Consider the following 21,319-nt stretch of genomic DNA (forward strand, 5'->3'; position numbering starts at 1 on the left):
CTCACGGCAATAGTCGAAAGAAAATCCCGGTGAATCTTCCATCCGCAGCAAGTACAAATCGCCATTCCATCGCAGCGTTTTCGAAGGCGACGTCGTAGACGTCCCACCCCTCCGACGACACGCCCTTGAAGGAAATCGACCGCAGCGCACCCGCCCGCTCCAGGTCCGCGCGGATCATCGGCATCTGCTCCCGCCCGGCATCGGCAAGTGCGGGAACCATCCTGTCGTAGTCGACCTCGCCGCTCTGATGCTGGGCGATCAGACTGCGCAGCAGCGCTTCACTATTATCGACCGGCTGATTGTTTTTCGTCCGGTTCTCCAGGTCGGCAAGCATCCTTGCCGCCTCCGCCGCACCGATCCGCGGCGCCTCCTGCTCATATCCGTTCTGATGCAGCACAAGATGCTCCACCCGCCCATCCGGTCCGCGGCGGAAGCTGATCTGCGCCGCCACGACGCGATAGAAGAATTCGTCCTCCTTCTCCGGATAGATATCGATAGCCTCCTGCCCGAGCACCTGCGCCGTCAGTCCGCCTTCGCGCCGGGCGATCGTGATAGTGCTGCCTGCATCGAAGAGGTAGGCGCCAAGATAATCATCATTGAGCTCGGGGGCGATCGCGCCTTCGGTACGCGGCCGCGCCTGCTCGTAGCGCCGCCAGGCGACGGCGTCGGCGGATTGGTCGGTCATGCTGGCCTCCTTCGCTATGCTGACAAGTTCGTTGATCGAGATGGGTTCGCCGGCGGCGATCCGCTGCCGCTAAGCATTGATCCGCGAGAGACTGTCTTCGACGCGGCTGCGCAGTGAGAGCAACTGCGTCTGTTGCATGGCGAGCGTCCGGTCGAGATCGGTCGCCTGGCCGGCCAGCAGTTCGGTGATTCTCGCCAGACTGAGCCCCAGTCGCTTTAAGGCCAGGATCTCGTTCAGCCGCGCGATGTCCTCGACACCATAGAGCCGCCAGTTCTTGCCGGTTCTCCGTGGGTTGATCAGCCCGCGTTTCTCGTAAAGGCGAAGCGCTTTTACCGTCAGGCCGATTCGCTCGGCGCATTCGGCTGCCGTCAGCCAGAGATTCTCGTTCATTCGCTCGTTCATGATTCCCTCGCGAATCGTCTTCTAGGCTATGCCCCTGGGTCCGGCTCAAGCCTTAAATCGGTGGGCGATCGGTTTTATGATGTCGATTCAGAAAGTGTCGGCCAAAGCAGAACACTCCATTTTTCTCCGATGTGAATTGTCTTTTCATCACAAAGGATTAGGGATTGGCTCCGTCCTTCACCCGTTTAGAGTATTGATGAAGATCGACGACGTTATATGGTCGCGCTGCCGCGTTAAAAACGTCGAGACCGCCCGAATTTATTATTCGGGGGACGACTCTACGCGACAAAAACTCTATAAAAAGCTAGACTAAACTGGAAGATCCATGGGAGGGGTCATGGAACGACGACTGAGCGCTATTCTTGCTGCAGACGTCGTCGGCTACAGCCGACTGATGGGCATCGATGAATCCGGCACGTTGCAGGCGCTGAACCGCCATCGCTGCGAGCTGGTCGACATTCGTATTTCAGACTACAAGGGCCGGATCGTCAAACTCACCGGCGACGGCATCCTTGCCGAATTCCAGAGCGTGGTGAATGCGGTCGCCTGCGCTGCCGAAATCCAGCGCAGCATGGCAGCCCGTAACGAGAACGTGCCCAAGGACGAGCGCGTCGAATTCCGCATCGGCATCAATCTCGGCGACGTCGTGGTCGAGAACGGCGACATATTCGGAGATGGGGTCAATCTCGCCGCCAGGCTCGAGCGCATCGCAGCGCCGGGCGGCATCGCCGTGTCGGCCTCGGTGCGCGAGCAGGTCGGCTCGCGCCTCAATCTCGGCTTCGAATTCATCGGCGAACATATGCTGAAGAACATCCGGCAGCCCGTTCAGGTCTACACCGTCAGCTTAGCGCCGCCTTCCTCCGCCAGATTGGTCGCGCAGAACCGCAATACCTGCTTCATCGCGGTGCTGCCCTTCACCAATATGAGCGGCGATGCCGACCAGGATTATTTCTCCGACGGTATCACCGAAGACATCATCACCGATCTCTCCAAGATCTCCAGCCTGCACGTCGTGCCGCGCAATACGATCTTCACCTACAAGGGCATATCGGTAAAGGTGAAGCGGCTCGCCCAGGAGCTTGGCGTGCGCTACGTGCTCGAGGGAAGTGTGCGCATCGTCGGCAATCGCGTGCGCATTTCCAGTCAGCTGATCGACACCGCCAATGGCGACCATCTCTGGGCCGAGCGTTACGACCGCGACATGACCGACATCTTCGCCATACAGGATGAGATCACCCATGCGATCGTCGGTCAGTTGAAGGTGCGCCTGCTGCCGGAAGAGAAGAAGGCGATCGCCAACGAGCCGACCGCCAATGTCGAGGCCTATACCTATTATCTCAGAGGCCGCCAGCTCTCTCACACCTGGACCAAATCCTATCTGGAGCTCGCAAGGCGCATGTTCTGCAAGGCGGTCGAGCTCGATCCGGACTATGCCCGCGCCTATGCCGGCATCGCCGATTGCGACGCGGCGATCCGCGATTGGGCGCCTGACGACGTGCCGCTGAGGCGCATCCTCGAGATGAGCGCCCGCGCCCTAGAGCTCGATCCCGACCTCCCCGAAGCCCACGCCTCCCATGGTCTCGCCCTCCATCAGAGCGGCTATGACGACAGGGCAGCGGCAGCCTTCGAACGTGCCCTGGCGCTCGACCCGAACCTCTTCGAGGCGAACTTCCACTATGCCCGGTTCTTCTTCATGCACGGCAACTTCGCCGAATCCGTGCAATATTTCACCCGAGCCGCGGCAATCCGCCCTGATGATTACGTCTCGCCGATCCATCTGATGTCGGCCTACCGCTCGCTCGGCCGTGTGCTGGATACGGAAAACTGGGCGCGCCTCGGCCTGCTGCGCGCCGAACGGGCCTTGAACGTCAACCCGGAAAATTCAGGCCCCGCCCATCGCGGCGCGCTGGCGCTTGCCCATCTCGGCGACGCGGCAAGGGCACGCGACTGGGCCGACCGTGCGATCGCCATCGATCCCGACGACATCGTCGCGCAGTATAATCTCGCCTGCGTCTACTCCGTCCTCGGCGACGTCGATCAGGCGATCGATCTGCTGGAGAAGCTGCTGCCGAACAGCTCCGTCTACCATATCAAATGGTTCGACAATGATTCCGATCTCGACAACATCCGCGACGATCCCCGCTTCCGGAAGCTGCTCACCGCCGCAATGATGCAGCGCGAGCGGATCGAAAGGACCGGGAGCTGAGGTCGAACTTTTCCCGGCCGTTCACTGGCGCATCGTGCTTTCCGAAAATCGGAATCGATTTTCGGAAAGCACGATGCGTCGATTCAAAGTGTTACAGCGTCCTTTGCGCGTCTGAAGGACGCGCGGCGCTGTAAGCTTGAAAATCGCTGTGACATCCCGGCTTCATCTCTGTAATCTCCCTTGAAAAACAGGGGAAACATCCGTGCGCATCCTGCTCACCGAAGACAATATCGCACTGGCCGACGGCCTGTCGGCGATCTTGCGCGGCACGGGCCATGCCGTCGATGTCGTCCATGACGGAGCGTCCGCCGATGCGGTCATCGCAGCGGAAAATTTCGATCTGGTGATCCTCGACCTCAACCTGCCAGAGATGGACGGTCTCGACGTGCTGCGCGCCATGCGCGCCCGGCAGAACCAGGCGGCAGTCCTCATTCTGACCGCGCGCGGCACGCCGGAAGAGCGGGTGAAGGGGCTCGATCTCGGCGCCGACGATTATCTGATCAAGCCCTTCGATATCGCCGAATTCGAGGCCCGCGTGCGCGTGCTGCTGCGCCGCCAGGCAGGGCTGCGCTCGGCGACCGTCGGCTTCGGCGGCATCTCCTTCGATCTCAATTCCCGCACCTTTTCATCAGGCGCCACGCCGCTCGATATTCCCGCCCGCGAGCTCGGCCTGCTCGAAATCCTCTTCATGCGGGCCGGCAAGGTCGTCGCCAAGGAGGCGATCATTCAATCGCTAACGGCCTTCGACGACGACATTTCCGCAAATGCCATCGAGCAATATGTCAGCCGTCTGCGTAAGCGCCTGTCACCACACGGCCTGACCGTCAAGACCGCCCGCGGCATCGGTTATTATCTCGACAAGCTGCCCGAGGCCTCATGAAAGCCGCCTATTCCCTCAGGCGCCGGCTGCTCTTCTGGTTGCTCGTCTCCACCGCCGTCATCGGCACGCTGGCACTCGCCGATACCTATCGCGAGGCGGTCCAGACCTCCAATATCGTCTCCGACCGCGTGCTCGCCGGTTCCGCGCTGGCGATCGCCGAGCGCGTCGTCGTCGCCGAGGACGGCACGCTGCAGGTCGATATCCCCTATGTCGCACTGGAGATGCTGACCTCGGCCGCGCAGGATCGCGTCTTCTACCGCGTCGACGGCCCGCCGGGCCAATTCATCACCGGCTACCAGTCCCTGCCGGTCCTCAAGAAAACGCCGGGCGATGCTGCCGCCTTCGCCGACGACACCTTCCGCGGCGAGCCGATCCGCATCGCCACACTCGAGCGCTCGGCCTCGACGGGCATCCGCTCCGTGCCCTTCGTGGTGACGGTCGCCGAAACCACCATCGCCCGCCGGCAGTTGGCGCAGGCGATCCTCGTCCGATCCGCACTCCGTCTCGCCTTCATGATCGCGGGCGCGGCCGTCATCGTCTGGATCTCGGTCACGGTGGCTCTGCGCCCGCTCTACAAGCTCGGCGACGCCATCGGCGAACGCAGCCCCGATGACCTGCATCCGATCAAGCAGACCGTGCCGAGCGAGGTCGAGCCGCTGGTCGATACGGTAAATTCCTTCATGGTCCGTCTGCAATCGGCGCTGGATGCGCTCCGCCATTTCACCGGCAATGCAAGCCATCAGCTACGCACCCCGCTAGCGATCATCCGCACCCAGCTCGCCCTTTCCGCCCGTGCCGGCTCGCTTGATGAGGCGCAGGCGGCAGCACTGAAGGGCGACCAGGCGGTAGCGCATGCCGAGCGCATCCTTGCCCAGCTTCTCCTGATGGCCAAGATCGACGCCGCCACTGCCAAGGAGGCGCTGACCGCCTCCGCCATCGATCTCGCCGCCATCGCCCAGGAAATCACCGGCGAGCAGATCCCGACGGCCGCCGTCGCCGGCATCGATCTCGGCTTCGAGGGCGAGAGCCCGGCGATGGTCCGCGCCGAGCCGCTGCTGATCGGCGAAATGCTGCGCAACCTTGCCGGCAATGCCATCGCCTATGCCGGCAAGGGAGCTGAGGTCACCGTCCGTATCATCGCCGCGTCAGAGACGATCCGCCTCGAAATCGAGGACAACGGTCCCGGCATCCCGCCCGAGAAGCTGGAGGCGGTGCGCCGGCGCTTTTCGCGCGGCAATGAGTCCGGTGCGCCCGGTGCCGGTCTCGGTCTGCCGATTGTCGAAGAAATCGCCAATCTTTTCAATGCCGCGCTGACGCTGGAACCGGGCACGGGCGGCAAGGGCCTGAAGGCGGCCGTCACCTTTGCCAAGGCAGCGTAAAAGCCGTCGACCTTTCCGCCTTGCTTTCTTTCGCTGCATTGCACACACTGATTTTGGGAACAGCAAGCCGCACGACGATGCGAGCCGGATAAAAAGAGAAATATGTCGATCAAAGCCAGCATCTATCATCTGACGCATTACACCTATGACAAGCCGGTCCGCCTCGGCCCACAAATCATCCGGCTGAAACCTGCCTCGCATTCGAAGACACGGGTGCTCAGCCACTCGCTGAAGGTCACGCCCTCCAACCATTTCGTCAACTTGCAGCAAGACCCTTATGGCAATTACCTTGCCCGCTATGTCTTTCCGGACCCGGTGACCGAATTCAAGATCGAGGTTGATCTCGTCGCCGACATGACGGTCTACAATCCCTTCGACTTCTTCGTCGAGGAAGAGGCAACCAAGTGGCCCTTCGGATACCCTGAAACGATCCAGGAAGATCTGTCGATCTACATGACGCCGGAGCCGGCCGGTCCGCGCCTCAAGGCGCTGCTGCCGACGCTCGACTGGTCGCCCGACCAGCCGACAGTCGATATGATCGTCGGCCTGAATGCCCGCCTGCAGAGACAGATCGGCTATGTCATCCGCATGGAAACCGGCGTGCAGGCGCCGGAGGAAACGCTGGAAAGCGCCAAGGGCTCCTGCCGCGACACCAGCTGGCTGCTCGTCCAGATCCTTCGCCATCTCGGCCTCGCCGCCCGCTTCGTGTCCGGCTACCTCATCCAGCTGACGCCGGACCTGAAGGCGCTTGACGGCCCTTCCGGCACCGAAGTCGATTTCACCGACCTGCATGCCTGGGCGGAGGTCTATCTGCCTGGCGCCGGCTGGGTCGGCCTCGATCCGACCTCCGGCCTGCTGACCGGCGAAAGCCACATCCCGCTTGCCGCTACGCCGCATTATCGCAATGCCGCTCCGATCTCCGGCGGTTATTTTGGCGAGGCCGAAACCGAATTCGCCTTCGACATGAAAGTCTCTCGCGTCGCCGAGCACCCGCGCATCACCAAGCCCTTTTCCGATGAAAGCTGGGAGGAGCTCAACGAACTCGGCGAGAAGGTCGATCGTGTCCTCGAAGCCGAGGACGTGCATCTGACGATGGGCGGCGAACCGACTTTCGTTTCGATCGACGATTTCCAGTCCGAGGAGTGGAATACCGCCGCGGTCGGCCCGACCAAGCGGGAAAAGGCCGACATCCTGATCCGCAAGCTGCACGAACGCTTCGCCCCCGGCGGTTTCCTGCATTATGGCCAGGGCAAATGGTATCCGGGCGAAAGCCTGCCGCGCTGGACCTTCTCGCTCTACTGGCGCCGCGACGGCAAGCCGGTCTGGCAGAACCTCGATCTGGTCGCCGCCGAAGGCAAGGATACCGGCGTCAAAGCCGAGGATGCCGAAAAGCTCCTGACGGCGATCGCAAAGGAGCTGGCGATCAAGCCCGATATGGTGCAGCCGGCCTATGAGGATCCCGCTGACTGGATCATCAAGGAAGGCAGCCTTCCCGAAAACGTCGACCCGTCGAATTCAAAGCTGAAGGATCCCGAGGAACGCAACCGCATCGCCCGCGTCTTCGCCCGCGGCCTCACTACCCCGACCGGTTACATCCTTCCGGTCCAGGCATGGAATGCCAGGGCAGCGGAAAGCCGAGTCTGGGTCAGCGAGAAATGGCGCACCCGCCGCGGCAAGATCTTCCTCGTCCCGGGCGACAGTCCGATCGGTTACCGCCTGCCGCTCGGCACGCTGCCCTATGTTCCCCCGGCGCGTTACCCCTATATCCACCCCGCCGATCCGACGATCCCGCGCGAACCGCTGCCTGATGTCTTCGTACCGGCCGGCCGCGCCATGCCGGAAGCCTCTTTCCATGCCGACGAGAGCAATCGCGGCCGGATCGAACAGACGCTCGGCGAACTCCGCGGCGCCGTGCGCACCGCCATGTCGGTCGAGCCGCGCGACGGCAGGCTCTGCATCTTCATGCCGCCGGTCGAGCGCATCGAGGATTATCTCGAGCTGATCGCCGCTGCAGAAAACGCCGCCGCCGAGCTCAAGCTTCCCGTCCATATCGAAGGTTACCCGCCGCCGCAGGACGAGCGCATCAACGTCATCCGCGTCGCCCCGGATCCCGGTGTCATCGAGGTCAACATCCATCCGGCCTCCAACTGGAAGGACTGCGTCGACATCACCACGGCGATCTACGAGGAGGCGCGCACCACCCGGCTCGGCGCCGACAAGTTCATGATCGACGGCCGCCATACCGGCACCGGCGGCGGCAACCATGTCGTCGTCGGCAGCGCCAATCCGAACAACAGCCCCTTCCTGCGCCGTCCCGACCTCCTGAAGAGCGTGGTCCTCCACTGGCAGCGCCACCCCTCGCTCTCCTACCTCTTCTCCGGCATGTTCATCGGCCCAACCAGCCAGGCGCCGCGCATCGACGAGGCTCGTCACGACAGCCTCTACGAGCTGGAGATCGCCATGGCGCAGATCGACCCCAGCCGCGGTCAGCAGCCGCTGCCCTGGCTCGTCGACCGCCTGTTCCGTAATCTTCTGACCGACGTCACCGGCAACACCCACCGCGCCGAGATCTGCATCGACAAGCTGTTCTCGCCCGACGGCCCGACCGGACGGCTCGGTCTCATCGAGTTCCGCGGTTTCGAGATGCCGCCCAACGCACGCATGTCGCTTGCCCAGCAATTGCTGGTGCGCGCGCTGATCGCCCGTTTCTGGGTCAATCCAGTCGACGGCAAGTTCGTCCGCTGGGGTACGACCCTGCATGACCGTTTCATGCTGCCGCATTTCGTCTGGGCCGATTTCCTCGACGTGCTCGCCGACCTTCGTGAAAACGGCTTCGACGTCAGCCCGGAATGGTTCAAGGCCCAGCTCGAATTCCGCTTCCCCTTCTGCGGCGAAGTCGAATACGAGGGCTCGAAGCTGGAACTGCGCCAGGCGCTGGAGCCCTGGCATGTCATGGGCGAGGAAGGCGCGCCGGGCGGCACCGCCCGCTACGTCGACAGCTCCGTCGAACGCCTTCAGGTGCGACTCGAAACCAACAATGCCTCGCGTTATACCGTCACCTGCAACGGCCGCACCTTGCCGCTGACGCCGACCGGTACATCGGGCGTGTCGGTCGCCGGCGTCCGCTACAAGGCGTGGCAGCCGGCCTCGGGCCTGCACCCCGTCCTGCCGATCAACACACCTTTGACTTTTGACATTTATGATACATGGTCGAAGCGTTCGATCGGCGGCTGCATCTATCATGTTGCTCATCCAGGTGGCCGGACCTATGACACCTTCCCGGTCAACGGTAACGAGGCGGAAGCAAGACGGCTCACCCGATTCGAGCCGTGGGGGCATACGGCGGGCGGATACATTCCGCGCGTCGAGACGGGTTCGCCGGAATTCCCGCTGACGCTGGATCTGAGGCGGCCCGCCGGGGTTTGAGGCCGAGGGTTTGAGGCTTAAGTTTTGATGGGCAAGAAGCCGGCAGTGGAGCGCAGGGAAGAGGCAGAGGACCGCATCGCCAAGAATGCGGCCTTCGACTATGCGCCGCTTCCCGATACCGCCGATGAGATGGTCGACAACGACGGCGCCGTCCGCCCCGTCTGGCAGAATTTCCTCTCGCATCTGAGCGCAATGCCGGAAAAGGATCTCGCCGAGCGCTTCGCCCGCGCCGACCGCTATCTCCGTGATGCCGGCGTCTTCTACCGCGCCTATGGCAGCAAGGGCACCGGCGAGCGAGCCTGGCCGATCTCGCATATCCCGGTGCTGATCGACGAGCGCGAATGGCACACGCTGTCGGCGGGCCTCGTTCAGCGCGCCGACCTGCTGGAAGCAATCATCGCCGATATCTACGGCGACAACCGGCTGGTGGAGGAAGGTTTCCTGCCGCCGGCACTGATCGCCGCCAATCCCGAATTCCAGCGCCCGCTCGCCGGCGTCAAGCCGGCATCCGGCCATTATCTGCATTTCTGCGCCTTCGAGATCGGCCGCGGGCCTGACGGCAACTGGTGGGTGCTCGCCGACAGGACGCAGGCTCCCTCAGGCGCTGGTTTCGCGCTGGAAAGCCGCGTCGCGACGACTCGTGCCTTCTCGGATATCTATGCTGAAACCCCGGTCCATCGCCTCGCCTCCTTCTTCGGCGCCTTCCGCGACGCGCTACAGGGCATGAAACATTCGGGCGACGACCGCATCGCGGTGCTGACACCTGGCCCCGCCAACGAGACCTACTACGAACACGCCTATATCGCCCGCTATCTCGGCTTCATGCTGCTCGAGGGCGAGGATCTGACCGTCGTCAAGGGCCGTGTCATGGTGCGCACCGTCGCCGGCTTGAAGCCGATCGGCGTGCTCTGGCGCCGTCTCGATTCGGCTTTTGCCGACCCGCTGGAGTTGAACCAGAATTCGCATATCGGCACGCCCGGCCTCGTGGAAGCGCTGCGCGCCGAAAGCGTCACCATCGTCAATGCGCTCGGCACCGGCGTTCTCGAAACCCGGGCGCTTCTGGCCTTCATGCCGACCATTTGCCACCGTCTGCTGGGGGAGGATCTGCAACTGCCTTCGATCGCTACCTGGTGGTGCGGCCAGGAGGAAGAGCGCGAGCACGTGGCAAAAAACATCGAAAAGATGGTAATCGGCCCGGCCTATTCCCGCGCTCCCTTCTTCGACGATAACGGCGAATCCGTGCTCGGCTCATCGCTGCGCGCGGCTGCCAAGGATTCGATAACCGACTGGCTGAGCTCGGACGGCCCGAAGCTCGTCGGCCAGGAGGTCGTCACGCTGTCGACCACACCCGCCTGGGTGGACGGCAAGCTCGTGCCGCGGCCGATGTCGCTGCGCGTCTTCGCCGCGCGCACCGCAAACGGCTGGCAGATCATGCCCGGCGGTTTTGCCCGCATCGGCTCCGGCGCCGATGTCGCGGCGATCGCCATGCAGTCCGGTGGTGCCGCCGCCGATGTCTGGATCGTCAGCGACAAACCGGTTGAGCGCCACACGTTGCTGCCGGCCGAGGGCAGCTTCACCCGCAACATGCCGGGCAGCCTGCCGAGCCGGGCGGCCGACAACCTGTTCTGGCTCGGCCGCTACATCGAACGTGCCGAAGGGGCGCTGCGCATCCTACGCGCCTGGCATGCCCGTTTCGCCGAAGCCGCCGATCCGAGCCAGCCGCTGCTGGCCGACGTCTCCGATTATCTGGCCGCCGTCGATATCGATACCGCCGACGCCGTGCCGGAAACGCTGCTGCGCAACATCGACAGCGCCGTTTATTCGGCCAGCAACATCCGCGACCGTTTCTCGCCCGACGGCTGGCTGGCGCTCAACGATCTCGCCAAGACCGCCCGCCGCTTCCACGTCACCGTCGCTGCCGGCGACGACGCCAGCCACGCGATGACGATCCTCTTGCGAAAGCTTGCAGGCTTTGCCGGTCTGATGCATGAAAACATGTACCGCTTCACCGGCTGGCGGTTCCTTTCGCTCGGCCGTTATATCGAACGCGGCCTGCACATGACGCGACTGCTCGGCCACATGTCGGGCCCGGAAGCGCCTGACGGCGCGCTCGACATGCTGCTGGAGATCGGCGACAGCGTCATGACTCATCGCCGCCGCTATAACGTCAACACCGCGCGGCTGACTGTCACCGACCTCTTGGCGCTCGACCCGCTCAACCCGCGTTCGGTCCTCTTCCAGGTGAACGAGATCCATCACGAGGTCGAGCAGCTGCCGAATGCCATGATCAATGGCCAGATGTCGCCCTTCTACCGCGAGGCGATGCGGCTCCATTCCGGCCTGGCGGTGATGACGCCGGAGGGCATGGGCGTCGAGGTCTATCAGCGACTGGAACGCGAGTTGGAGCAGCTCTCCGATCTGCTCGCCCAGACCTATCTCGGGTGATGGCCGTGCTCTACGATCTCTCCCTCCACATGGGTTACAGCTACGACGCGCCGGCCTCCGGCGCCCGCCATATCATGCGCCTGATGCCGCTGTCGCTGGCCAATCGGCAGCGGCTGATCGCCGGCTCGATTACCATTTCGCCCTCGCCGGACGAGCAGTCGCATTTCGTCGATTTCTTCCATCATCCCGCTACCTCCTTCCTGCTGCGCGCGCCGCACGAAACGCTCGACATTCGCATGCAGGCCCGCGTGCAGGTGGAAAGCCAGCCGATCGCCGCCGATTTCTCGCCGCTGCTTGCCAACCTGCCGGAGGAGATATCAGGCATGTGGTCGCTGGCGCCGGATTCGCCGCACCATTTCCTCGGTGACAGTCCGCGCCTCACCGAAGCGCGCGAGATCGCCGACTATGCGCGAAGCTGCGCCACGCCTGATCTGACGGCCATGCAGATCGCTCATGCGCTGTGCGCCCGCATCAACAAGGATTTCACCTACGACCCGGAGGCAACGACGGTGGACACCACGCCGCTCGAGGCGTTCAAGCTGAAGCGCGGCGTCTGCCAGGATTTCACCCATGTGATGATCCTGGCTCTCAGAAGCCTCGGCATTCCGGCCGGCTACGTCTCCGGTTTCCTGCGCACCATCCCGCCACCCGGCAAGGAACGGCTGGAAGGGGCGGACGCCATGCATGCCTGGGTGCGCATCTGGTGCGGCGAGACGATCGGCTGGATCGAGCTGGACCCGACCAACAACATTCCCGCCGGCACGGACCACATCGTCGTTGCCTATGGCCGGGACTATTCCGACGTCGTCCCCGTCATCGGCGTCTTGAAGAGCTATGGCGGCCACCGCGCCGTCCAGGCGGTCGACGTGATCCCGCTGAAATAATCCCAAAACTGGAAAAATCCGACGATTCGTTAAAACTGTATTGACGCCGTAAGGGCCGCGTAAAGAAGCAGCATGCCTAAATCACCTCACAGGGTTTCCAGTTGGGTGAACATGATGAACACCTCCTTTTTGCATCCCTGCCTGCATCGCATGTTCAGCGATCGAGGCGGTAATTTCGGTATCATGACGGCAATCATGATCCCCGTTCTTTTCGGCGCTGCCGGCATGGCGATCCAAGTCGGTGATATGCTGCTCTCGAAACAGCAATTGCAGGAAGCCGCCGATTCGGCGGCGCTCGCGACCGCCACCGCACTGGCGAATGGCACGATCCAAACCTCTGAGGCCGAAGCCTTTGCCCGGAATTTCGTCGCCGGGCAGATGGCGAATTACCTGCAAAACGGAACCGATATCAAGAGCAGGACGGCCGTTAATGTCCAGGCAACGACATCGGGCAAGTCAACATCCTACCAGGTAACGGTTTCGCCGAGTTATGACCTCACGGTCAACCCGCTCATGCAGGCGGTCGGCTTCAAGACACAGCATCTCTCGACCTCTGGCACGACGGTCGGCGGGCATTCGCAGACCCAAGGCTCGATCTCTATGTTCCTCGCACTCGATAAATCGGGGTCGATGGGATATCCTACCACGACGGTCACAACGGAATCATACACCTATAAATGCAACCCCCACCTCAACAAAAACGGTAAGACAGTCTACGACACCTGCACCGGCACGCGTACGCGTTATTACACAAAAATAGAAGCACTGAAGCTCGCCGCCGGCAATCTTTTTGATCAGCTCAATAGCGCGGATCCCAATGCCGAATATGTACGCACAGGCGCGGTATCATACGATATCGTTGAATACCCAGCCAGCAGTCTCGCCTGGGGAACTGCCGCTGTCTCAAGCTATGTCAGCGCGCTTCAAGATGATGGCGGCACGAACTCCAGTGGCGCAATGAACACGGCCTATTCGGCCCTGACGGCTAAGAACGCTGCGGGGAATGACGCCGAAGACGCCGCCCACCAGCAGAAAACCGGGCAGGTACCCAAGAAGTACATCGTCTTCATGACGGACGGCGACAATAACAATGATAGCAGCGGCGGCCGTTCCTACGACACCGCGACGAAGAAGACATGCGACGACGCGAAATTGAAAGGCATCGAAATCTATACGATTGCCTTCATGGCGCCCGAGGGGGGACAGGCACTGCTGCATTATTGCGCCTCCGATGACTCCCATTATTTCCAGCCGGAAAAAATGGAAGACCTTCTTGCCGCCTTCAAGGCAATCGGAGCGAAGGCCTCCGCGCAGGTGACGCGCCTGACCAACTGACGATATGTCCCGGCAAAAGCCTAACGAAAAAGCCGCACCGGAACAAACCGGAGCGGCTTTTCGTTGTGCTCGTTCGGCGCATCAGATCGGGAAAAACGATTGAAATCAACCCTCTCGACCCGCGTGAATATGAAGGTTTCGCAAATTTTTGGTTTGTCCAAATCCTTTGTTGCAAGTGCTTAGTAACGATGCATAAACTGTCGCCGGCGCAAACGACAAATCGATTGAAATCAGGCATAACATCCTGAAACCAAATTAAAATTGGCGAGACCTGACGATGAACACTGTTTCCAAGCCGATCATCCCCTCCCCGCCCCTCGCAGTTCAAGGCCTGAAATTCTCGCTGAAGAAATTATCGAACGTCTGACCTACCGCATCGGCAAGGATGCCAAGGTGGCAAAGCCGCATGACTGGCTGACCGCGACCATCCTGGTGGTGCGCGACCGCATCATCGACAAGTGGATGGCTTCCACCCGCGAGGTTTATGCGACCGGCGCCAAGCGCGTCTATTATCTTTCTCTCGAATTCCTGATCGGCCGCCTGATGCGCGACGCCATCTCGAACCTCGGCCTGATGGAGGAGGTGCGCGATGCGCTCGCCTCGCTCGGCGTCGACGTCAACGTCATTGCCGGCCTGGAGCCGGACGCCGCACTCGGCAACGGCGGCCTCGGCCGTTTGGCTGCCTGTTTCATGGAGAGCATGGCGACGGTCGAGGTTCCGGCCTACGGTTACGGTATCCGCTATGTCCACGGCCTCTTCCGCCAGCAACTCGCCGACGGCTGGCAGGTGGAACTGCCGGAAAACTGGCTCGCCCACGGCAATCCCTGGGAATTCGAGCGCCGCGAAAGCTCCTATGAAATCGGCTTCGGCGGCGCCGTCGAATTCATTACCACCCATGACGACCAGCCGCGCTACGTCTGGAAACCGGCCGAGCGCGTCATCGCCGCAGCCTTCGACACGCCGGCCGTCGGCTGGCGCGGCAAGCGCGTCAACACGCTGCGCCTCTGGTCGGCGCAGCCGATCGATCCGATCCTGCTCGATGCCTTCAACGCCGGCGACCACATCGGGGCGCTGCGCGAAAGCAACAAGGCTGAAAGCCTGACCCGGGTTCTCTATCCTGCCGACGCCACCCCGGCCGGTCAGGAGCTGCGCCTGCGCCAGGAATTCTTCTTCTCGTCGGCCTCGCTGCAGGACATCCTGCGCCGCCATCTGCAGCAATATGACGATTTCACTTCGCTGCCGGACAAGGTGGCGATCCAGCTGAACGACACTCACCCCGCCGTCTCGGTCGCCGAACTCGTGCGTCTGCTCTGTGACGTACACGGGATGGATTTCGACCAAGCCTGGGACATCACCCGCCGGACCTTCTCCTACACCAACCACACGCTTCTGCCCGAAGCGCTGGAAAGCTGGGCGGTGCCGCTGTTCGAGCGCCTGCTGCCGCGCCACATGCAGATCATCTATGCGATCAATGCCAAGATCCTGATCGACGCCCGCAAGGGCAAGAATTTCTCCGATGCGGAAATCCGCTCGATCTCGCTGATCGATGAAAGCGGCGACCGCCGCGTGCGCATGGGCAACCTCGCTTTCGTCGGTTCGCATTCGATCAACGGCGTCTCGGCCCTGCACACCGACCTGATGAAGGTCACGGTCTTCGCCGATCTGCACAAGCTCTATCCCGACCGCATCAACAACAAGACCAACGGCATCACGCCGCGCCGCTGGCTGCAGCAGTGTAATCCCGGCCTCACCGGCCTGATCCGCGAGGCGATCGGCGACGAATTCCTCGATGATGCCGAAAAGCTGCGTGCGCTTGACGTGCATTCTTCCGATCCGGCTTTCCAGCAGAAGTTCGCAGCGGTAAAGCGCGCCAACAAGGTGGCACTCTCCAACCTCGTCGCCAGCCGCATGGGCGTGAAGCTCGATCCGTCGGCGATGTTCGACATCCAGATCAAGCGCATCCACGAATACAAGCGCCAGCTGCTGAACATCATCGAAGCCGTCGCGCTCTACGACCAGATCCGCTCGCATCCCGAGCTCGACTGGGTGCCACGCGTGAAAGTCTTCGCCGGCAAGGCGGCGCCCAGTTACTACAATGCCAAGCTCATCATCAAGCTGATCAACGACGTCTCCCGCACGATCAACAACGATCCGTCGGTCCGCGGCCTGCTGAAGATCGTCTTCGTCCCGAACTACAATGTCTCGCTCGCCGAAGTCATGGTTCCGGCCGCCGACCTCTCGGAGCAGATATCGACCGCCGGCATGGAAGCATCCGGCACCGGCAACATGAAGTTCGGCCTCAATGGCGCGCTGACGATCGGCACGCTCGATGGCGCCAATGTCGAGATGCGCGACAATGTCGGCGAGGACAACATCGTCATCTTCGGCCTCAAGGCCGACGAAGTCTCGAAGGTCCGCAGCGATGGCCACAATCCGCGCGCCATCATCGAGGGATCGCGCGAACTCGCCCAGGCGCTTGCCGCCATCGGCTCCGGCGTCTTCTCGCCCGATGACCGCAACCGCTATACGTCGCTGATCGACGGCATCTATTCGCACGACTGGTTCATGGTGGCGGCCGATTTCGACGCCTACGCTCAGGCCCAGCGCGAGGTCGACGAGATCTGGACCAACCAGTCCGCCTGGTACACCAAGACGATCAACAATACGGCGCGGATGGGCTGGTTTTCTTCCGACCGTACGATCAGGCAATATGCAGACGAAATCTGGAGAGCCGGATGAAAACGCCGAAAACCGTCCCTGAAGTAAAGCTTTCCTGGGAAATTTCGGCAGATGAAATCACGGCAATCCTTGCCGGCTCGCATTCCAATCCCTTTGCCGTCCTAGGTGTGCACCAAGCCGGCGACGCCTTCGTCGCCCGGTGCTTCATCCCGGGCGCGGAGGAGGTGACCGCCATGACGCTCGACGGCGGCGTCATCGGCGAACTGAAGCAGCTCCATGCCGACGGCGTCTTCGCCGGTCCGGTTTCCCTCACAAAGGTCCAGCCGGTGCGTTACCGCGCCCGGCGCGGCGATGCCGAATGGGCTGTTACCGATCCCTACAGCTTCGGTCCGGTGCTCGGACCGATGGACGATTATTTCGCCCGAGAGGGCTCGCACCTGCGACTGTTCGACAAGATGGGCGCCCACCTCATCAAGCATGACGGCGCCCAGGGCATCCATTTTGCCGTCTGGGCGCCGAACGCGCAGCGCGTCTCGGTCGTCGGTGATTTCAACAATTGGGACGGCCGCCGCCACGTGATGCGCTTCCGTGCCGACAGCGGCATCTGGGAAATCTTTGCCCCTGATGTACCGATCGGCGTTGCCTACAAGTTCGAGATCCGCGGCCAGGACGGCGTATTGCTGCCGCTGAAGGCCGATCCCTTTGCACGCCGCAGTGAGCTGCGACCGAAGACCGCCTCGATCACCGCCGCCGAGCTGGAGCAGGAGTGGGAAGACGAGGCCCATCTGAAGCACTGGCGCGAGACCGACAAGCGCCGCCAGCCGATCTCGATCTACGAGGTGCATGCCGCCTCCTGGCAGCGCCGGCAGGACGGCACGATGCTGTCCTGGGACGAGCTCGCCTCCAGCCTTATCCCCTATTGCGCCGACATGGGCTTCACCCATATCGAATTCCTGCCGATTACCGAGTACCCCTACGATCCCTCCTGGGGTTACCAGACGACCGGCCTCTACGCGCCGACCGCCCGTTTCGGCGAGCCGGAGGGTTTTGCCCGTTTCGTCAACGGCTGCCACAAGGTCGGCATCGGCGTCATCCTCGACTGGGTGCCGGCGCATTTCCCAACCGACGAACACGGCCTCGGCTGGTTCGACGGCACGGCACTCTACGAGCACGAAGACCCGCGCAAAGGCTTCCACCCGGACTGGAGCACGGCGATCTACAATTTCGGCCGCACGGAGGTCGTTTCCTATCTTGTCAACAACGCGCTCTACTGGGCCGAAAAATTCCACCTCGACGGCCTGCGTGTCGATGCCGTCGCCTCGATGCTCTACCTCGATTATTCGCGCAAGCACGGCGAATGGATCCCGAACGAATATGGCGGCAACGAGAACCTCGAAGCGGTCCGTTTTCTGCAGGATCTCAACATCCGCATCTACGGCAAAAATTCCAACGTCATGACCATCGCCGAGGAATCGACCTCCTGGCCGAAGGTCTCGCAGCCCGTTCATGAAGGCGGCCTCGGCTTCGGCTTCAAGTGGAACATGGGCTTCATGCACGACACGCTGAGCTACATGAGCCGCGACCCCATCTATCGCGGGCACCATCACAACGAGCTCACCTTCGGCCTGCTCTACGCCTATTCGGAAAATTTCGTCCTGCCGCTCTCGCATGACGAGGTTGTGCACGGAAAAGGCTCGCTGATCGCCAAGATGCCGGGCGACGACTGGCAGAAATTCGCCAATCTGCGCGCCTACTACGCCTATATGTGGGGCTATCCCGGCAAGAAGCTGCTGTTCATGGGCCAGGAATTCGCCCAGTGGAGCGAGTGGAGCGAAGAGAAGGCACTCGACTGGAACCTGCTTCAATATCGTATGCACGAGGGCATGCGGCGCCTGGTGCGCGACCTCAATTTCACCTATCGCAGCAAGCCGGCGCTGCATGAGCGTGACTGCGAGGGCGAAGGTTTCGAATGGCTGGTCGCCGACGACCACCAGAATTCCGTCTTTGCCTGGCTGCGCAAGGCGCCGGGCCAGAAGCCGGTCGCCGTCATCACCAATTTCACCCCTGTCTATCGCGAGAATTACTCGATCCGCCTGCCGTCCGCAGGCCGCTGGCGGGAAATCCTGAACACCGATGCCGACATCTACGGCGGCAGCGGCAAGGGCAATGGCGGGCGCGTGCAGGCCGTCGATGCCGGCGGCAACATTACCTGCTCGATCACCTTGCCGCCCTTGGCGACAATCATGCTTGAACCTGAAAATTAGTGACTGGTGGGAGGAGAAAATGGTAGAAAAGCGCGTTCAGCCACTTGCCCGCGATGCAATGGCTTATGTTCTGGCGGGCGGTAGGGGGAGCCGTCTCAAAGAACTCACCGACCGGCGTGCCAAGCCGGCCGTCTATTTCGGCGGCAAGGCCCGCATCATCGATTTCGCCCTGTCGAACGCCCTGAATTCCGGCATCCGCCGCATTGGCGTCGCCACGCAATACAAGGCGCATTCGCTGATCCGCCACATGCAGCGCGGCTGGAACTTCTTCCGCCCCGAGCGCAACGAGAGCTTCGATATTCTGCCGGCCAGCCAGCGCGTCTCCGAGACGCAATGGTATGAAGGTACGGCCGACGCCGTCTATCAGAACATCGACATCATCCAGGATTACGGCGTCGAATACATGGTCATACTTGCGGGCGACCACGTCTATAAGATGGACTATGAATGGATGCTGCAGCAGCACGTCGATTCCGGTGCTGACGTCACCATCGGCTGCCTGGAAGTGCCGCGCATGGAAGCGGTCGGCTTCGGCGTCATGCATGTCAACGAGAAGGACGAGATCATCGCCTTCGTCGAGAAACCGGCCGATCCGCCGCCCATTCCCGACAAGCCGGATTTCGCCCTCGCCTCAATGGGCATCTACGTCTTCCACACCAAGTTCCTGCTCGATGCACTGCGCCGCGACGCCGCCGATCCGACCTCGAGCCGCGACTTCGGCAAGGATATCATCCCCTATATCGTCAAGAACGGTAAGGCTGTTGCCCACCGCTTCGCCAAGTCCTGCGTCCGTTCCGATTTCGAGCACGAGCCCTACTGGCGCGACGTCGGCACGATCGACGCCTATTGGCAGGCCAATATCGACCTGACGGCGATCGTTCCCGAACTCGACATCTACGACAAGTCCTGGCCGATCTGGACCTATGCAGAGATCACCCCGCCTGCGAAATTCGTCCATGACGACGAGGATCGCCGCGGCTCGGCGACCTCCTCCGTTGTGTCAGGCGACTGCATCATCTCGGGCGCCATGCTCAACAACAGCCTGCTCTTCACCGGTGTCAGGGCCAATTCCTTCTCCAAGATGGAAGGTGCGGTCATTCTGCCGAACGTGAAAATCGGGCGGCGCGCGCAGCTCAAGAATGTGGTGATCGACCATGGTGTCGTCATTCCGGAAGGCCTGGTCGTCGGTGAGGATGCCGAGCTCGATGCCAAGCGCTTCCGGCGGACGGAAAGCGGCATCTGCCTGATCACCCAACCGATGATCGACAAGCTGGATATCTGACGTATGAAAGTTCTTTCGGTTTCGTCCGAAGTCTTCCCTTTGATCAAGACAGGGGGTCTGGCCGATGTGTCCGGCGCCCTGCCGATTACACTGAAAGCCTTCGGGGTCGAGACCAAGACCCTCTTACCCGGCTATCCCGCCGTCATGAAGGTCATTCGCGACCCTGTCGCCAGGCTCGAATTCCCCGACCTGCTCGGTGAGCGGGCGACCGTGCTCGAGGTTGAGCACGAGGGCCTCGATCTGCTCATCCTCGATGCGCCGGCCTATTACGACAGGCCGGGCGGACCCTATCTCGATCCACTCGGCAAGGACTATCCGGACAACTGGCGCCGTTTCGCCGCCCTGTCGCTCGCCGCCTCCGAGATCGCCGCCGGCCTGCTGCCCGGTTGGCGGCCGGATCTCGTCCACACCCACGACTGGCAGGCGGCGCTGACGTCGGTCTATATGCGTTATTACCCGACGCCGGAACTGCCGAGCGTGCTGACCATCCACAACATCGCCTTCCAGGGCCAGTTCGGTTCCGAGATCTTTCCCGGCCTACGCCTGCCTGCCCATGCCTTCGCCACCGAAAGCATCGAATATTACGGCACTGTCGGCTTCCTCAAGGGCGGCCTGAAGACCGCCCATGCGATCACCACGGTCAGCCCGACCTATGCCGATGAGATCCTGACGTCGGAATTCGGCATGGGGCTCGAGGGCGTCATCGCCAGCCGCATCGACGATCTGCACGGCATCGTCAACGGCATCGACACCGATATCTGGAACCCGGCGACCGATCCTGTCGTCCACACCCATTACGGCCCGACGACGCTGAAGAACCGCGAGGAGAACCGTCGCTCGATCGCCGAATTCTTCCATCTCGACAATGACGACGCCCCGATATTCTGCGTCATCAGCCGTCTCACCTGGCAGAAGGGCATGGATATCGTCGCCAACGTCGCCGACGAGATCGTCGCCATGGGCGGCAAGCTCGTCGTGCTCGGCTCCGGCGATGCCGCGCTTGAAGGCGCGCTGCTCGCCTCCGCCAGCCGCCATCCCGGCCGCGTCGGCGTCTCGATCGGCTATAACGAGCCGATGTCGCACCTGATGCAAGCCGGTTGCGATGCGATCATCATCCCCTCGCGTTTTGAGCCCTGCGGCCTGACCCAGCTTTACGGCCTGCGTTACGGCTGCGTGCCGATCGTCGCCCGCACCGGCGGTTTGAACGACACCGTGATCGACGCCAATCACGCCGCACTTGCAGCGAAAGTCGCAACCGGCATACAATTTGCCCCCGTGACCGAAACAGGCATGCTACAGGCAATCCGCCGTGCGATGCATTTTTATCAGGACCGAAAACTCTGGACCCAATTGCAAAAGCAGGGCATGAAATCGGATGTCTCCTGGGAGAAGAGCGCCGAACGCTACGCTGCCCTCTATTCAAGCCTCGTCTCGAAAGGCATGTGACCTAAA

Annotated in this window: 13 protein-coding genes; 11 read left to right on the plus strand and 2 right to left on the minus strand. The window is 62.0% G+C overall.

Features of this window, described 5'->3' with window-relative positions:
- Nucleotide 1: 1 nt before the first annotated feature.
- Both BA011_RS45105 and BA011_RS45110 read right to left on the minus strand, forming a co-directional pair.
- Entirely contained in the window at nt 2–685 is a 684-nt protein-coding gene (locus BA011_RS45105; RefSeq protein ID WP_237352488.1) for a DUF3471 domain-containing protein, read from the minus strand.
- Between the two features lie 69 nt (nt 686–754).
- On the minus strand, nt 755–1,087 hold the full coding sequence (locus BA011_RS45110) for a MerR family transcriptional regulator (protein WP_237352489.1): 333 nt from the start codon (nt 1,085–1,087) through the stop codon (nt 755–757).
- A gap of 337 nt (nt 1,088–1,424) precedes the next feature.
- Here BA011_RS45110 and BA011_RS16660 point away from each other — a divergent pair, with 337 nt between their 5' ends.
- From BA011_RS16660 to glgA, 11 genes are all read left to right on the plus strand, one after another.
- Nucleotides 1,425–3,293 (plus strand): adenylate/guanylate cyclase domain-containing protein, encoded by a 1,869-nt coding sequence (locus tag BA011_RS16660; protein WP_065281265.1) that lies wholly within the window; start codon nt 1,425–1,427, stop codon nt 3,291–3,293.
- 202 nt (nt 3,294–3,495) lie between these two features.
- The gene (locus BA011_RS16665) at nt 3,496–4,173 is read left to right on the plus strand and encodes a response regulator transcription factor (protein ID WP_027667773.1); all 678 of its coding nucleotides are present in this window, start codon (nt 3,496–3,498) and stop codon (nt 4,171–4,173) included.
- Nucleotides 4,170–5,552, plus strand: coding sequence for a sensor histidine kinase (locus BA011_RS16670; RefSeq protein ID WP_065281266.1), 1,383 nt, complete (start codon nt 4,170–4,172; stop codon nt 5,550–5,552). The genes BA011_RS16665 and BA011_RS16670 overlap by 4 nt, the downstream gene beginning before the upstream one ends.
- Before the next feature lie 102 nt (nt 5,553–5,654).
- A complete protein-coding gene (locus tag BA011_RS16675) occupies nt 5,655–8,978 on the plus strand; it encodes a DUF2126 domain-containing protein (protein WP_065281267.1) in 3,324 nt (1,107 codons plus the stop codon).
- 27 nt (nt 8,979–9,005) lie between these two features.
- The gene (locus tag BA011_RS16680; protein WP_065281268.1) at nt 9,006–11,423 is read left to right on the plus strand and encodes a circularly permuted type 2 ATP-grasp protein; all 2,418 of its coding nucleotides are present in this window, start codon (nt 9,006–9,008) and stop codon (nt 11,421–11,423) included.
- Nucleotides 11,420–12,307, plus strand: a complete 888-nt coding sequence (locus BA011_RS16685) for a transglutaminase family protein (RefSeq protein WP_151343489.1) — start codon at nt 11,420–11,422, stop codon at nt 12,305–12,307. The genes BA011_RS16680 and BA011_RS16685 overlap by 4 nt, the downstream gene beginning before the upstream one ends.
- 114 nt (nt 12,308–12,421) lie before the next feature.
- Nucleotides 12,422–13,642 (plus strand): TadE/TadG family type IV pilus assembly protein, encoded by a 1,221-nt coding sequence (locus tag BA011_RS16690; protein WP_065281269.1) that lies wholly within the window; start codon nt 12,422–12,424, stop codon nt 13,640–13,642.
- 261 nt (nt 13,643–13,903) lie between these two features.
- On the plus strand, nt 13,904–16,381 hold the full coding sequence (locus BA011_RS16695) for a glycogen/starch/alpha-glucan phosphorylase (RefSeq protein WP_065281270.1): 2,478 nt from the start codon (nt 13,904–13,906) through the stop codon (nt 16,379–16,381).
- Nucleotides 16,378–18,585, plus strand: coding sequence for a 1,4-alpha-glucan branching protein GlgB (gene glgB, locus BA011_RS16700; protein WP_065281271.1), 2,208 nt, complete (start codon nt 16,378–16,380; stop codon nt 18,583–18,585). The genes BA011_RS16695 and glgB overlap by 4 nt, the downstream gene beginning before the upstream one ends.
- Before the next feature lie 19 nt (nt 18,586–18,604).
- Nucleotides 18,605–19,867: a glucose-1-phosphate adenylyltransferase gene (glgC, locus tag BA011_RS16705; RefSeq protein WP_065281272.1), complete on the plus strand. Its 1,263-nt coding sequence runs from the start codon at nt 18,605–18,607 to the stop codon at nt 19,865–19,867.
- Between the two features lie 3 nt (nt 19,868–19,870).
- A complete protein-coding gene (gene glgA / locus BA011_RS16710; RefSeq protein WP_065281273.1) occupies nt 19,871–21,313 on the plus strand; it encodes a glycogen synthase GlgA in 1,443 nt (480 codons plus the stop codon).
- The last annotated feature ends 6 nt before the right edge of the window (nt 21,314–21,319 follow it).

It is taken from the genome of Rhizobium leguminosarum, assembly GCF_001679785.1.
Lineage (GTDB): Bacteria > Pseudomonadota > Alphaproteobacteria > Rhizobiales > Rhizobiaceae > Rhizobium > Rhizobium leguminosarum_R.

Bases quoted from the DNA above. Each gene is read 5' to 3' on its own strand.
- BA011_RS45105 (WP_237352488.1), bottom strand. From the start codon at position 685: ATGACCGACCAATCCGCCGACGCCGTCGCCTGGCGGCGCTACGAGCAG.
- BA011_RS45110 (WP_237352489.1), bottom strand. From the start codon at position 1,087: ATGAACGAGCGAATGAACGAGAATCTCTGGCTGACGGCAGCCGAATGC.
- BA011_RS16660 (WP_065281265.1), top strand. From the start codon at position 1,425: ATGGAACGACGACTGAGCGCTATTCTTGCTGCAGACGTCGTCGGCTAC.
- BA011_RS16670 (WP_065281266.1), top strand. From the start codon at position 4,170: ATGAAAGCCGCCTATTCCCTCAGGCGCCGGCTGCTCTTCTGGTTGCTC.
- BA011_RS16675 (WP_065281267.1), top strand. From the start codon at position 5,655: ATGTCGATCAAAGCCAGCATCTATCATCTGACGCATTACACCTATGAC.
- BA011_RS16680 (WP_065281268.1), top strand. From the start codon at position 9,006: ATGGGCAAGAAGCCGGCAGTGGAGCGCAGGGAAGAGGCAGAGGACCGC.
- BA011_RS16690 (WP_065281269.1), top strand. From the start codon at position 12,422: ATGAACACCTCCTTTTTGCATCCCTGCCTGCATCGCATGTTCAGCGAT.
- glgB (WP_065281271.1), top strand. From the start codon at position 16,378: ATGAAAACGCCGAAAACCGTCCCTGAAGTAAAGCTTTCCTGGGAAATT.
- glgC (WP_065281272.1), top strand. From the start codon at position 18,605: ATGGTAGAAAAGCGCGTTCAGCCACTTGCCCGCGATGCAATGGCTTAT.
- glgA (WP_065281273.1), top strand. From the start codon at position 19,871: ATGAAAGTTCTTTCGGTTTCGTCCGAAGTCTTCCCTTTGATCAAGACA.